Here is a 13670-nt window from a genome sequence, read left to right as displayed (position 1 = left end):
CAATGAGGGTTCCGAGCAGCGCATGAGCCCTGATCACGGCCTCGCAGCAAGATCGGGAACTGCTTCTGAGGCCGGCGCCGTTCGTGATCAGACTTCCAGTCCGAATTTGCGCAGTAACTCCGAGGTTTCAAACAGCGGCAGACCCATGATGCCGGTGTAGGAGCCGCTGATCTCGCGGATGAAGCTTGCTGCGCGCCCCTGAATGCCATAGGCGCCGGCCTTGTCGAAAGGTTCGCCGCTGGCGATGTAGCGGCGGATATCCTCGTCGTCGAGCGGGCGGAAATGCACCGTGCTGACCGACAGGCAGTGCTCCATGCGACTCGCGTCGGCGACCGCTACGGCAGTCAGTACGCGGTGGCTGCGCCCGCTCAACTGGCGCAGGATCGCGACGGCGTGGGTTTCATCATCCGGCTTGCCGATGATCTCCCCGTCCAGATCGAGCGTGGTATCGGCCGACAGCACCGGTTGTGGACGCAGGCTGCGCCAGCCCAGGCGGCGCAAGGCGCCGTCGGCCTTGGCACAGGCCACGCGCTGGACATAGGTTTCGGCATCCTCGCCGGGCAGCACGGCTTCTGATACGTCGGCATCATCGCGCGGCGGGGCGCGGAAGGTGAGGGTGTCGAACTCGACGCCGATCTGGTGCAACAACTCGCGCCGGCGCGGGCTGCGTGAGGCCAGGTAAATGCGGGGATGGCTGAAGGGCGGCATGGCGGCCTCATTCACGGTGATAAGGGTGGTTGTTCACAAGGCTCCAGGCTCGGTACAAGGCCTCGGCCAGCAAGGGCCGCACCATCGCATGCGGCAAGGTGAGGCTGGAGAGACGGATCCTCTCCTGCGCCTCGGCCTTCAGCGCAGGATCCAGCCCGTCCGGTCCGCCAATCACGAAGGCCACATCGTCGCCCATGCCCATCCATTTTTGCAGGCGTTCGGCGAGCTGGCGGGTACTGATGTCGTCGCCGCGCTCATCCAGCACCACCAGCCGGCGCCGTGCAGGCAAGGCAGCGCGCAGGCGCTCGGCTTCTGCCGCCATCATGGCCGCCGGGGTTTTTCCGGTGGTACGGGGCTCGGCTTTGACTTCGAGCAGCTCGAGCGGACAGTCGCGCGGCAGGCGCTTGGCGAATTCTGCGTATCCGGCTTCGACCCAGGCCGGCATCTTGGTGCCGACTGCGGCGATGACCAGTTTCATGGCTGGATGATTACTCGCGTGCCGCCGCCTCGTTGGCTGCGATCAGCTTGCCACGACGAGTGGGGGTGGTGGACCACAACTCTTCGAGGTTGTAGTACTCGCGTACGGCAGGTTGCATGAGATGAACGACGATATCACCCAGGTCGACCAGCACCCACTCGCCGCTTTCCTCACCTTCGGTGCTCAATACTTCACCGCCGGCCTCTTTGACCTTTTCCTGCACATTGTTGGCCAATGCCCGGGTCTGGCGGTTGGAGCTGCCACTGGCGATGATCACCCGATCGAATAGTGAGGTGAGCTTGGTGACGTTAATAACTTCGATATCTTGCGCCTTGATGTCTTCAAGAGCATCAACGACGATTTTCTGCAGCTTGCGGAGTTCCATGTAGCGGGTGCGTCAGGTCAGGTAGAGATGATGGTCCTGAATATAGTCCAGAACCGCGTCGGGCAGCAAAAAGCGCGGGCTGCCGTGGTGGGTGAGGGTGGCGCGGATGGCGGTGGCCGAAATGGCCAGCGGAGTCATCGCGAAACTGGCGATGCGGCCGGCGGGTGTTGCGGCCAGCAGGCCAGGGCGTGCCGCGTTGCGGCTTTGCAGCTCGGTTGCGAGGCTGTCGCCAAGGGTCTGCTCGGCGAGGGTATAGCCAGGGCGGGTGGCGACACCGATATGGGCGAGGCTGAACAGATCCTGCCAGCGGTGCCAGCTGGCGAGGCTACGAAAGGCGTCCATGCCCAGCAGTAGTACCAGCGGCTGGTCCGGGCCGAGCTCGGCGCGCAGGCGCTCCAGCGTCGGCACGGTGTAGCTGGGGGCGTCGGCCAGTACTTCGGCCGGGTCGACTTCCAGATGGGGGCAATCCTCTACCGCCAGATGGGTCATGGCCAGACGCATCTCGGCCGGCGTGGCGGGTTGCTCGCGATGTGGCGGGCGGCCTGCTGGAATCAGGCGCACCCGGGCGAGGCCGAGGGCCTCACGGGCTTCCTCGGCCATGCGCAGGTGACCATAGTGGATCGGATCGAAAGTGCCGCCAAGAATACCCAGCGGCGGGCTGACGCTCATGCCCGCAGGGCCTCGCCGAAGATGTCGCAGGCGGCGGCATGGAAGCTGGCGTAGAAGACCGGCATCATGATGAGCAGGGCTGGCGGAGCAAGAAGGCTCAGCAAAGCCGGTGCAAGGCTGACCAGCATGGCTGGCAGCGCCACGCAGATCGCTGCCCAGGCCGCGAAAAAGACGCAGATCGCGCCCAGATTGCGCCAACAGGCTACCGCGCTGAAAAACACCGCCTTCATGGGCTTCACTTCGGCCAGGGCGATCAGTACCGGCGAGAACCAGAACAGCATTTCCAATGGCAGACCGAGGACGAGGCCCCACAACATGAAGGGCTGCAGCTCGGGCGTAATGCTGGCGCTCTGGCCATCTTCGGCCACTTGCAGCAGCGGGGCCGAGCCGTCGACTCCTGCAAGCAGGCCGGCCAGCCACATCACCAGCAATTGTCCGGCGATACGCAGCAGGCCCAGCACCACCTGCTCCGGCATATGCAGGCGGAAACCGCGGAACAGCATGCCGGGTTGGGCTGGCTGGCCAGCGCGGACGGCGCCGCACAGCAGGAACATGCCAACGCCCAGTGGCAGCAGCACGAAGGAGGCCAGGAATTGCCCCAGTAGCGGGATGATGAGCGCCACGAAGAGTGTCATCAGCAGGGTGATGCTGGCCGCGATGAGCATCAGCGGCGCGCGGCGCCACACTGCAAATCCGGTCTTCAGCCATTGCCAGCCCTGGGCGGGCGGAAAGCTTCTGGCCTGCATCAGGTGTTGGCTCCGTTCGGCAGCGGCGGTTCGGGATCCGGTTCAAAGAGTTCGGTATGCGCCGCCTGTACGGCTCCGACGACGACCGGGATATAGATCAGGATGCCCAGCCCGGCCGGTAGCAAGGCCAGGATGAAGAGCAGGTAGAACATGATCGCGAGCATGAACATCGCGCCGGGATTGCGCAGGCTGGCCTTGAGGGAGAGGCGCATGGCGTCAAAGGAGGCGATGTTGTCCTTCATGATCAGGGCCGGAGCTAGCAGTAGAGCCAGCAGCATCATGCCCCACAACAGCAGGAAGACGACGAGGGCCACACCCAGATCGGCCAGCACGCCCATGGCGCTGGCGGCCAGACTGTTGACCGTGGCGCCCAGCGAAATCCCCAGCAGGCTTACCAGCAGGCCGCCACTCAGGGCCAGGTAGGCAAGCAGGTGCAGCAGCACCAGCGGGATCGCGTAGAACAGGCCGACCAGGGTCAGGTTGCCGGCATGCAGGCGGAAACCGGCGAAGAGCAGTTCAAAACGCGTGCTTTCCCCTGCACGCTGGCGGCCCGCGGCTTCAAGCATGCCACCCATCAGCAGGGCCAGCAGCAAGGGCGGCAGGATCGGGCCGATCAGCGGGATCGGCACCAGCAAGGTGGACACGGCGAGCAGCGCGAAGGCGCCGAGAGCCATCAGGATCCAGTCTGCCGGATGGGCTGCAAACAGGCGCCAGCCGGCGGCCAGCCAGGAAAAACAGCGCAGGGGGCTGACGCGACGGGCCTGCGGCAGGTGAGCAAGGCCGTGGTGGCGAAGCGATGATGCGGTCTGGTTCATGGAGCTGCGAGGGGAGGGTAAACAGGGCCGGGAGCAGGGCGCGCGGGCGAATCAGAGGCTAGCACAGATCGCTGCCGGGCCGCAGTGCCGGGTGGTATTCGGCCACAAGCGTGACATATTCCACAGTTCGGCAGTCTGTTGGCATGCCTATAATTCGCCGCATGCGTGTGACTACCCTATTGATCCTGACCCTTCCGGCTTGGCTGCATGCCGGCCCCGGTGCGGCGAGCGAAGCTCCTTACTTTGAAGAGCTGCCGACGGTGCTGACGGCTTCGCGCCTGCCCCAGCCGCTCAATGAAGCGCCGGGGGCGGTGACTGTGCTGGATCGCGAGTTCATCAAGGCGACCGGCTACCGCGATATCGGCCGCCTGTTCCGTCTTGTGCCGGGCATGCAGGTGGGGCAGGAGCGTGCCACCACGCAGTGGGTGACCTATCACGGCTTGTCCTCCACCTATCCCTCGGAGATGCAGGTGTTGATCGATGGCCGCTCGGTGTATTCGCCGGCCGCCTTTGGCGGGGTGGACTGGAGCACGCTGCCGATCACCATCGATGACATTGAGCGTATCGAGGTAGTGCGTGGCTCCAACCCGGTTACTTATGGCGCCAATGCCTTCCTCGGTGTGATCAATATCATCACGCGTCACAGCGATGAGGCGCCGGGCGGGCATGTTGCCATCAATGGCGGATATCCCGGCCTGCTCGATATTGCAGCTGGTGGTAACGGTAAATTGGGTGACATGAGCTTGCGTGTGAACGCTCAGCGCCAGCGCGACAGTGGTTTTGCCAATGTGAATGACAGCCGCGAGGTGAATATCCTCAGCCTGCGTGGCGACTACCGGATCAGTGCCATCGACGAACTCAGCGTGCGTCTGGCGGGTAGCGATGCCGACAAGGGGGCCGGCTATCCGGACTCGGTTAACAGCAACAATGCGCTGCGCGACATTCGCAGCCAGAGCTACACCTTCCATACTGAGTGGAGTCATGCGCCGAAAGCGGGCGAGGAGTTGCTGCTGCACTACTACCGCAATCAGGAACGGATAGCCGAGCGCTGGAACGCACGCGGAGCCGATTCGCCGTATTTTCCGGGAGGGCCGGTGGTGCCAGTGGATCTCGACCGGCGCGCGGTGCGTGATCACGTTGAATTGCAGCAGCGCCTCTCACCGACGGGCAATACCCAGACCGTGTGGGGCCTTGAAGTGCGTCGTGATGAAGTGGATGCGCACTATCTGTATGCCGGCGACGAGTCGGTTGTGACCCAGATGGGACGTCTCTTTGGTAATGCCGAATGGAAATTCCGGCCGGGCTGGCAGCTCACGGGTGGCGCAGCTTTGGAGCAGTACGAGCATGAGCCGGCGCATGTAGCGCCGCGACTGTTCCTGAACTGGCAGGCCAGTGCCAGCGACACCCTGCGCGCCGGTGCCGCTCGGGCCTGGACCCAGCGCCCGACCTTCGAAACCTCGGGCGATGTGCGAGCGACCGAGCAGAACACCGGCCTCCTGATCCAGCATCCCTATGTGCCGAATCCCGATCTCCGGCAGGCCCAGGTGGATAGCGTGGAGCTTGGCTATCTGGGCCGTTTCAAGCCCATGGCGTCCTCACTTGACGTGCGCCTGTACCGTGAGCGGGTGCGTGGTTTCATCTACCGTCAGGCAGCCGTGTCGCCGCTATCGCCGGTTCTGAACACCTACACGGACTCCGCACAGTATGTGAATGCGGCGAATCCGGTCACCCTCACCGGCATCGAATACCAGTTCAAGTTCAGCCCCTGGCGTGAGGGCAACTGGATCTTCAATCACAGCATGGTGAGGATGGACGCGGATGAGGCCCTGCAGCACCGCGTCTCTCCTTACACCGCCAGTCTTTCCTGGCAGCAAGGCTGGGGTGCAGGCTGGAGCTCGATGATCTCGGCTTTTCGCATGGGCCCGCTGGCGGGTGGGGATGGCATGGTGCCGATCTACAGCTATGTCGCCAAGGCATACAACACCTTCGATGCGCGCATCGCTTATGCCACCCGGATTGGCGGACGCAAGTACGAGTTTTCGCTGAATGCGATCAATATCGGCGAGCGCCATCAGGAAGTGGCCGATCGTTCGCAGCAGAGCTTGCAAGGCCAATGCCCGGCCAACCGGGTGTCGGCCGTGGGCTACCTGGGGCTGGCCGTCGAACTCTAATCCAGCCCCGCGGGAGCGAGGCCCACGTCGCGAAGCCCCGCTGCGCGACGTGGATTGTTACCAGGCTCAATTCCCCTGCTGTGTGCGCCTGAGAAAGTCTCTTAGCGCCTTGCCGGTGTGGCTGCCAGCCTGCAGCACCCCCTGCAGCGGGCCTTCATACACCACTTGCCCGCCCTCGTCGCCGCCTTCCGGCCCCATGTCGATCAGCCAGTCGGCTTCGGCCATCACGTCCAGATCGTGCTCGATGACCAGCGCGGTGTTGCCGGCCTCCACCAGCCGATGCAGCACGGTGATCAGCTTCGCCACGTCGGCCATGTGCAGACCGACGGTGGGTTCATCCAGCACGTAGAGGGTGTGCGGGCTCTTGAACTTCGAGGCGCGTGCAGCCGGGTCGGTCTTCACTTTCGCCAGCTCGGTGACCAGCTTGATGCGCTGCGCCTCGCCACCGGATAGCGTCGGCGAGGCCTGGCCCAAGGTGAGGTAGCCGAGGCCCACGTCCTGCAGCAGCCTGAGCGGATGCGAGACCTTGGGATGCGCGGCGAAGAACTCGACCGCTTCGTCGACTTCCATCGCCAGCACCTGCGCGATGCTCTTCTCGCGCCACAGCGCGGTGAGCGTGTCGGCGTTGAAGCGCGCGCCATCGCAGACTTCGCAATGCACTTTCACGTCCGGCAGGAAGCTCATCGCCACGGTCTGCACGCCTGCGCCTTCGCAGCTCGGGCAGCGCCCGTCGCCGGTGTTGAAGGAGAAGCGCGCGGCTTGCCAGCCACGCAGCTTGGCGGTCTCGGTGTTGGCGAAGATCTTGCGGATTTCGTCCCAGAAACCGACGTAGGTGGCCGGGCAAGAGCGCGGCGTCTTGCCGATCGGCGTCTGGTCCACTTCGAGCACGCGGCCGACCGGCTGCCAGCCGGTGATCGACGCGCAGCCCTGTATGCCGCTGGCAAGTTTCTCGGTGCGTGGCATCGGCTTGGCTGATTTGCGCCCGGCGGGCTTGGCCTTCTCGTCTTCGTCGCCACCGATCAGGCGCTTCAGATTGGCGTGCAGCACATCGCGCGCCAGCGTGGATTTGCCTGAGCCGGACACGCCGGTGACCACCGTGAGGCGATTCAGCGGCACGCGTACGGCCACGTTTTGCAGGTTATGCAGCGTGCCACCGACGAGTTCGATGAAGGGGTCTGCAGACGCAGGCGCAGCGCGGCTGTGCAGCGGGTGCTGCAGCGGCTCGCGCAGGCATTGGCCGGTGACAGAATCGTTTGATGCGATCAGCTGTGCCGCCGTGCCCTGGGCGATCAGGCGCCCGCCGCGCGTGCCGGCGCCGGGGCCAAGGTCCAGCACTTCGTCGGCGCGGCGGATGGTTTCTTCATCGTGCTCCACCACCACCACCGTGTTGCCCTTGGCGCGCAAGGCTTCGAGCATGTCCAGCAGTACGCCGTTGTCGCGCGGGTGGAGTCCGATGGAAGGTTCGTCGAGCACGTAGCACACGCCGCGCAGATTGCTGCCGAGCTGGGAGGCCAGACGGATACGCTGGGCCTCGCCACCGGAGAGGGTCGGCGCGGCCCGATCCAGCGCGAGGTAGCCGAGGCCCACGTCGTGCAGGAAGGCGAGGCGGTGCTTGAGCTCGCTGATGATGTCGCGGCCGATGCCGGCTTCGCGGCCTTCAAGCTGCAGGCCATTCACCCATTCGCCCAAGGCGTTGACCGAACGCTTGCTGTAGCCGGTGATCGACACATCGCGATAGCGCACCGCACGCGCTACCGGGTTGAGGCGCTCGCCATGGCAGCTGCGGCATTCCACTTCCGCGCCGTCCTCGTCATCCAGCCCGGCGAATTCCATTTCGGCGACGTCGACCTCCGGGTCTTTCATCCATTTCGGAATCTCCACGCCGGTGCCGCAACAGCTCTCGCACCAGCCGTGCTTGGAGTTGTAGGAGAAGAGACGCGGGTCGAGCTCCGGGAAGCTGGTGCCGCAAGAGGGGCAGGCGCGCAGGGTGGAGAACACCGCGTCCTTGCCGTCTGGCGTGATCACGCGGATCGTGCCTTTGCCGATGCCCAGCGCGTCGGCCAGTTTCTCGCGCAGTTCGGCTTCGTGGTTGGCATGCACATCTACATCGCATACCGGCAGTTCGATGTTGTGTTCCTTGAAGCGATCCAGTCGCGGCCAGGGCGAGACCGGCAGAAACTCGCCGTCGACGCGCAGGTGGGTATAGCCCTTGTTCTTGGCCCAGCGCGCCAGCTCGGTGTACAGGCCTTTGCGATTGACTACCAGTGGGGCGAGCAGGCCGATCTTGTGGCCGCGATAGTCGCGCAGCAGGCGTGCGGCGATGGCGTCCTGGCTCTGCGGTTCGATCGCGCAGTTGCAGTCCGGGCAATGCTGGGTGCCGAGCTTCACGAAGAGCAGGCGCAGGAAGTGATGCACCTCGGTGAGCGTGCCGACGGTGCTCTTGCGTCCGCCGCGGCTGGTGCGCTGCTCGATGGCCACCGTGGGCGGAATGCCATGGATCGCATCTACATCCGGCTTGCTCGCCGGCTGTACGAACTGGCGTGCGTAGGCGTTCAGCGATTCAAGATAGCGGCGCTGGCCTTCGGCAAACAATATGTCAAATGCGAGTGTGGATTTTCCCGAGCCAGACACGCCGGTGACCACGGTGAACTTGTTGTGCTGGATCGCCAGTGAGACGTTCTTGAGGTTGTGCTCGCGGGCGTGGGTGATCTGGATGGTGTTGGGCGCTTGCACCGGCAGGTAGCGTACGCGCGGCTCGGCAGCCTTGAGCGGTGCCGCATCGAGCCGGTATTCCGCCAGCGCCCGCCCGGTATGCGAACGCGGCTCGGCGATCAGGTCTTCAATCGTACCGGCCACGAGGATTTCGCCGCCAGCGTCGCCGCCTTCCGGGCCGAGGTCGATCAGCCAGTCGGCTGCGCGCATGACATCCAGATTGTGCTCGACGACCAGCACGGTGTTGCCGGCGTCGACCAGCGCACGCAAGGCGCGCAGCAGCTTCACGATATCGCCGAAGTGCAGACCGGTGGTGGGTTCGTCGAACAAAAAGAGCGAACCTTTGGTCGAGGCTTTCTTCTTCGAGGATTTCGCCGCGTACTCGGCCAGATGCCCGGCGAGCTTGAGGCGCTGCGCCTCGCCGCCGGAGAGCGTCGGCACCGGCTGGCCGAGGGTCAGGTAATCTAGGCCGACATCCACCAGTGGCTGGATGGCGCGCACCAGATCTTTGTCACCGGCGAAGAAGTTCAGCGCATCGGCGCAGGTCAGTTCCAGCACCTCGGCGATGTTCTTGCCCTGCAATTGCAGCTCAAGGATTTCGGGGCGGTAGCGTTTGCCGTCGCAGTCCGGGCAGCGCAGATACACATCGGAGAGGAACTGCATCTCGACGTGCTCGAAGCCGTTGCCGCCGCAGGTTGGGCAGCGCCCATCGCCGGAGTTGAAGGAGAAGGTGCCGGCGGTGTAGCCGCGCTGTTCGGCGTCGGGCAGGGCCGCGAAGCGTTTGCGGATCACGTCGAAAGCGCCGACGTAACTGGCAGGGTTGGAGCGCGTGGTTTTGCCGATCTGGCTCTGATCGACCATGACAATGGCTTCGATCAGGTCTTCGCCGATGAGTTTGGCGAAAGCGCCCGGCGCTTCGGTGGCTTCGCCCTTGGCCTTCTTCAGGGCGGGCCACAGCACATCCTGAATTAGCGTGGACTTGCCCGAGCCGGAGACGCCGGTGACGCAGACAAGCCGTCCCAGTGGGATGGAGAGATCCACATTTTTCAGGTTGTTGGCCGTGGCGCCGAGCAGCTTCAGGCGCGGAGTTTTGACTTCGACCTTCTGGCGAATGAGGCCGGCGTCGACCTGCTTGTGACCGCCGAGGTACTGAGCGGTGAGGGTGTCGGTGCGGGCGCGCAGCTCGTCCGGCGTGCCGTTGAACACAATGTTGCCACCCGCCGCGCCGGGGCCGGGGCCGATGTCGACAATCCGATCGGCATTGAGCATCACGGCCGGATCGTGCTCCACCACCACCAGCGAGTTGCCCGCGTCACGCAGGCGGCGCATCACGCCGTTGATACGGTCGATGTCGCGCGGGTGCAGGCCGATGGAAGGCTCGTCGAGTACGAACAGTGTATTCACTAGCGAGGTGCCCAGCGCGGTGGTGAGGTTGATGCGCTGCACCTCGCCGCCGGAGAGCGTGCGGCTCTGGCGGTCCAGCGTGAGGTAGCCGAGGCCCACTTCGCACAGGTAGCTGAGTCGCCCGCGGATTTCGTTCATCACCAGATCGACCGCGTCGCCCGCGCTGCCTTCGATGTGCAGGCCGTTGAAGAATTCGCGCGCGCGTTCGATCGGCAGGCTCATCGCGTCGTGCAGCGACAGGCCGGGCAGGGCTTGCAGCTGCGCGTCCGCAAGGCGCATGCCCTTGGGGCGGAAGCGCCGGCGCGCCGGAACGTACTCCCCTCTCTCGCTTGCGGGAGAGGGGCTGGGGGAGAGGGAAAGCGTCACAGCCCTCTCCCGGCCCTGCGGGCCACCCTCTCCCGCACGCGGGAGAGGGGAAATGCCCAGCGCCGTGTCTGCTTGCGTCTTGCTACCCACGCGCCACAGCAGCGAATCCGTTTTCAGGCGCGCACCGGCGCAGGCCGGGCAGTCGGTGTAGGCGCGGTAGCGGCTGAGCAGCACGCGGATGTGCATCTTGTAGGCCTTGGTTTCCAGCCAGTCGAAGAAGCTGCGCACGCCGTACCAGTATTTTGGCCAGGAACGCTGCCAGCTTTTGAACTCCGGTTCGCCTTCCATGACCCAAATGCGATGTTCTGCGGGCAGGTCGCGCCAGGCGATGTCGGTAGCCACGCCGCGCAGGCGGCACATCTTCATCAGATCGTCCTGACATTCCTTGTAGCTCTCGCTCTGCCAGGGCTTCACCGCGCCACCGGCGAGCGTCTTCGATTCGTCCGGCACGATCAGGCCGGGGTCGATGCCGATCACGCGGCCGAAGCCCTTACAGGTCTCGCAGGCGCCGACGGCGGAGTTGAAGGAGAAGTTGGCCGAGGTGGGCGCGCTGTAGTGGATATCGCACTCGGCGCAGTGCAGGTCGGCGGAGAACTTCCAGATATCGGGAGTTGGGAGTGGGGAGTGGGGAGTGTGCTCTGCGCCCCCTGCTTTTCCGACTCCCAACTCCCGACTCCCGACTCCCGAAACAATGGCTTCGCCGCCCAGATGCACTTCCAGCTTGCCGTTGCCGAGCTTCAGCGCGGCCTCCAGCGCTTCGCTGACGCGTGCGGTTTCGGCGTTGCCGAAGCGGAAGCGGTCCACTGTCACCAGAATCCGCTTGTCATCCTCGGTGATGCGCGTGAAGCCCTGACGCTCCAGATGGCCGCGCATTTCTTCGACCGTGAAATTCTCGGGAACCGGCAGGGGCGCGACGATGGCCAGACGCGGGTCCTCATGTTGCGGGCAGCGCGTGGTCAGCGTGGCGAGGATAGTCTGCGGTGTTTCCTTTTCGACTTTTGCGCCGCAGCCCTTGCAATACAGGTGGCTGGCGCGGGCGTAGAGCAGCTTCAGGTAATCGGCCAGCTCGGTCATGGTGCCGACCGTGGAGCGCGAGGTGCGCACCTGATTGCTCTGGTCGATGGCAATTGCCGGCGGCACGCCTTCGATGGCGTCGACCTGCGGCTTGTCCATGCGGTCGAGGAACTGCCGTGCGTAAGGCGAGAAGGTCTCGACGTAGCGGCGCTGGCCCTCGGCGTAGAGCGTGTCGAAAACCAGCGAGCTCTTGCCCGAGCCGGAGGGGCCGGTCACCACCACCAGCTCACCGAGCGGGATGTCGAGACTGATGTTCTTGAGATTGTTCTGGCGAGCACCGCGAATGCGGATGCTGGCTTTGTTGTATGGATGCGACATGTCGGGGCTGGGTGGCGCTGTTCTTGTACGTCTGAATTGTGGCAGGAAGCGCCGTCTGGCGCTGCTTGAGTCCATTAATCCTGTGTATGCGCGGATTGGTCTTTTTATTTCGTAAGCGCCGCTGGCGGATTACGAAATTGAGCCCGCTTGCGGCTGCAGGTCAAATCGCCCTGCCTCTGATCAACAGTCGTGCCGCCGCAAGCCGGAACCCCGCGGGGAGCGGATCTGGCCGTATTGCCGGCACGACCGGAGGATCATTCAAATAATGTCAGGAGACTCATCGTGCAGAAAAAACTTATTGCTCTGGCTGTAGCCGGTTTGATGTCCGGCGCCGCTTTTGCCCAGACTTCCGTGACCATTGGCGGCAAGGTGGATGCCGGCTACCAGTTCGGTATGACCCAGAAGGCAGACGGCGTCTGCGGCACTTCCGGCGATTGCGGCGGTAGCACGACCGAACAGCTGACCGATGGCAGCGCTTCCACCTCGCGCATCACGATCGGCGCCAAGGAAACCATCAACAATGATCTGGAAGCCGGGGTCAGCCTTGACATGCGTTTCTCCAACTTCCATGACGGCAAGGGCGTGAACAACAGCACGACTTCGACACTGGCTGGCATCGGCGGTCTGACCTCCAACGACAAAAAAGAGGTCTACCTCAAGAGCAAGCTGCTCGGTGAGCTCCACTGGGGTGTGCAGAATGCCGGTGACGAGTTCTACGTGGCAACCAAGCCTTATATGGTCGAGCCAAAGGATACCGAACTGGTCAAGTACGGCATCTCGGGCTATCGCGCCTCCAGCCTGACCGACCGCACCACCAAGTACATCACCCCAACGCTGAGCATTGGCGATTTCCAGCTGGCTGCGATGAGTACTTACTCGTTTGGTGAGGCCCGCAAGAGTGGCGCCAGCAATGTAGATGGCACCGGCAGCGGGGATGTGCTGGCAGGCGGCATCCAGTGGAAATTCGGCAAGCTGATTGATGGCGGTTATGACCGCTGGACGCGTTACACCAGCAATGCGACGGCAGAAGACGGTTTCCACTTTCAGCGCACCTACTTCAGCCTTTTTCCGTGGGCAGGCCTGAAGATTGCGGGGGTGTATATCAACAACTCAGGCTACGCGGCGGGCAAGCCCTTCCAGGACAAGAACACTAACCTGGTGGTGTCCTACAACTTCAATGCCAAGGCCAACATCGGCTTCGGTTATTCGATCGTGCGTGATGTGGGGGACGAGCGTAACAGCGGCCATGCCTGGCAATTCGGCGGCACCTACTTCCTGAGCAAGAGCGTCTATCTGTACTCGGCGGTGACCAAGACTGACTGGGAGCGGAACCAGGACAAGATCGGTGGCAAGTTCGATGGCACAGCTTCCGGTTTCGGGACTTCATCGACGGCCAGCAAGCTGGACAGCCGCTTGACCAAGATCGGTCTGGTCAAGGAGTTCTGATCCGCACCTAGTCTGCAAAGATTCCTTCACAGTTGAATTCGGGCCTGCCTCACGGTGGGCCTTTTTTTTGTGCTCTGGCAGCGGCTTACTTGCTGAAGGTTTCCCGGGTCTTCTTGCCTACTTCCTTGCCGGCGCTGGCGGCATCGTTGCCGATCTGTTTGCCGATCTCGCCGGCGCCGTGATAGGCCTCGACGGCCGTGTCCTTCACGACCTTGGCCGCCTCCACAGCGCCGTTGGCGACTGTGCTGGCGCCCTTGGAAACCTCACTGCTGGCACTCTTGCTGCCTTCCTTTACCTCTTGTACGGAGCAGGCGGAACACAGCAGCAGGGCGAGAAGGGCTAGGGGGAATCGGTTCATGGCAAATCCAAGGATGAAGC

The 13670-nt window shown here is 63.7% G+C and carries 10 protein-coding genes; 2 read left to right on the top strand and 8 right to left on the bottom strand.

From position 1 onward, the window contains the following. Nucleotides 1–87: 87 nt before the first annotated feature. The 6 genes from Q3Y64_RS07780 to Q3Y64_RS07755 are packed head-to-tail and all read right to left on the bottom strand — an operon-like array spanning nucleotide 88 to nucleotide 3801. The gene (locus Q3Y64_RS07780) at nucleotides 88–708 is read right to left on the bottom strand and encodes a nucleoside triphosphate pyrophosphatase (RefSeq protein WP_101941993.1); all 621 of its coding nucleotides are present in this window, start codon (nucleotides 706–708) and stop codon (nucleotides 88–90) included. A gap of 7 nt (nucleotides 709–715) precedes the next feature. Next, nucleotides 716–1186: a 23S rRNA (pseudouridine(1915)-N(3))-methyltransferase RlmH gene (rlmH, locus tag Q3Y64_RS07775; protein ID WP_303560723.1), complete on the bottom strand. Its 471-nt coding sequence runs from the start codon at nucleotides 1184–1186 to the stop codon at nucleotides 716–718. 10 nt (nucleotides 1187–1196) lie between these two features. Further along, nucleotides 1197–1571 (bottom strand): ribosome silencing factor, encoded by a 375-nt coding sequence (gene rsfS, locus Q3Y64_RS07770; RefSeq protein WP_303560721.1) that lies wholly within the window; start codon nucleotides 1569–1571, stop codon nucleotides 1197–1199. 12 nt (nucleotides 1572–1583) lie between these two features. Then, nucleotides 1584–2240, bottom strand: coding sequence for a nicotinate-nucleotide adenylyltransferase (gene nadD / locus Q3Y64_RS07765; RefSeq protein ID WP_303560719.1), 657 nt, complete (start codon nucleotides 2238–2240; stop codon nucleotides 1584–1586). Next, nucleotides 2237–2986: a BPSS1780 family membrane protein gene (locus Q3Y64_RS07760; protein ID WP_303560718.1), complete on the bottom strand. Its 750-nt coding sequence runs from the start codon at nucleotides 2984–2986 to the stop codon at nucleotides 2237–2239. Before Q3Y64_RS07760 ends, nadD begins: the two co-directional genes overlap by 4 nt. Next, on the bottom strand, nucleotides 2986–3801 hold the full coding sequence (locus Q3Y64_RS07755) for a BPSS1780 family membrane protein (RefSeq protein WP_101941988.1): 816 nt from the start codon (nucleotides 3799–3801) through the stop codon (nucleotides 2986–2988). The genes Q3Y64_RS07760 and Q3Y64_RS07755 overlap by 1 nt, the downstream gene beginning before the upstream one ends. Nucleotides 3802–3962: 161 nt before the next feature. Here Q3Y64_RS07755 and Q3Y64_RS07750 point away from each other — a divergent pair, with 161 nt between their 5' ends. Further along, nucleotides 3963–5972 carry a TonB-dependent siderophore receptor gene (locus tag Q3Y64_RS07750; protein ID WP_158239184.1) on the top strand — a complete coding sequence of 670 codons (2010 nt, stop codon included), beginning with the start codon at nucleotides 3963–3965 and terminating at the stop codon, nucleotides 5970–5972. A gap of 66 nt (nucleotides 5973–6038) precedes the next feature. Here the strand turns inward: Q3Y64_RS07750 and Q3Y64_RS07745 are convergent, their stop codons facing one another. Next, nucleotides 6039–11846: an excinuclease ABC subunit UvrA gene (locus Q3Y64_RS07745; protein WP_303560714.1), complete on the bottom strand. Its 5808-nt coding sequence runs from the start codon at nucleotides 11844–11846 to the stop codon at nucleotides 6039–6041. 282 nt (nucleotides 11847–12128) lie between these two features. Between Q3Y64_RS07745 and Q3Y64_RS07740 the strand changes: the two genes are divergently transcribed. Beyond that, nucleotides 12129–13292, top strand: coding sequence for a porin (locus Q3Y64_RS07740; RefSeq protein ID WP_101941985.1), 1164 nt, complete (start codon nucleotides 12129–12131; stop codon nucleotides 13290–13292). Nucleotides 13293–13377: 85 nt separating this feature from the next. Here Q3Y64_RS07740 and Q3Y64_RS07735 read toward each other — a convergent pair whose 3' ends face one another. Beyond that, the gene (locus tag Q3Y64_RS07735) at nucleotides 13378–13650 is read right to left on the bottom strand and encodes a hypothetical protein (protein WP_101941984.1); all 273 of its coding nucleotides are present in this window, start codon (nucleotides 13648–13650) and stop codon (nucleotides 13378–13380) included. Nucleotides 13651–13670 lie beyond the last annotated feature (20 nt).

This window comes from Uliginosibacterium sp. 31-12 (assembly GCF_030548425.1).
GTDB classification, from domain to species: Bacteria; Pseudomonadota; Gammaproteobacteria; order Burkholderiales; family Rhodocyclaceae; genus Uliginosibacterium; species Uliginosibacterium aquaticum.
Note: the sequence above shows the minus strand (reverse complement) of the source record. Positions and strands in the feature narration are given on the sequence as shown.

What these genes read in the sequence shown, in the direction of transcription:
- Q3Y64_RS07760 (WP_303560718.1), bottom strand. Translation starts at nt 2,986, where the DNA reads ATGCAGGCCAGAAGCTTTCCGCCCGCCCAGGGCTGGCAATGGCTGAAG.
- Q3Y64_RS07745 (WP_303560714.1), bottom strand. Translation starts at nt 11,846, where the DNA reads ATGTCGCATCCATACAACAAAGCCAGCATCCGCATTCGCGGTGCTCGC.
- Q3Y64_RS07735 (WP_101941984.1), bottom strand. Translation starts at nt 13,650, where the DNA reads ATGAACCGATTCCCCCTAGCCCTTCTCGCCCTGCTGCTGTGTTCCGCC.
- rsfS (WP_303560721.1), bottom strand. Translation starts at nt 1,571, where the DNA reads ATGGAACTCCGCAAGCTGCAGAAAATCGTCGTTGATGCTCTTGAAGAC.
- Q3Y64_RS07750 (WP_158239184.1), top strand. Translation starts at nt 3,963, where the DNA reads ATGCGTGTGACTACCCTATTGATCCTGACCCTTCCGGCTTGGCTGCAT.
- Q3Y64_RS07780 (WP_101941993.1), bottom strand. Translation starts at nt 708, where the DNA reads ATGCCGCCCTTCAGCCATCCCCGCATTTACCTGGCCTCACGCAGCCCG.
- nadD (WP_303560719.1), bottom strand. Translation starts at nt 2,240, where the DNA reads ATGAGCGTCAGCCCGCCGCTGGGTATTCTTGGCGGCACTTTCGATCCG.
- Q3Y64_RS07755 (WP_101941988.1), bottom strand. Translation starts at nt 3,801, where the DNA reads ATGAACCAGACCGCATCATCGCTTCGCCACCACGGCCTTGCTCACCTG.
- rlmH (WP_303560723.1), bottom strand. Translation starts at nt 1,186, where the DNA reads ATGAAACTGGTCATCGCCGCAGTCGGCACCAAGATGCCGGCCTGGGTC.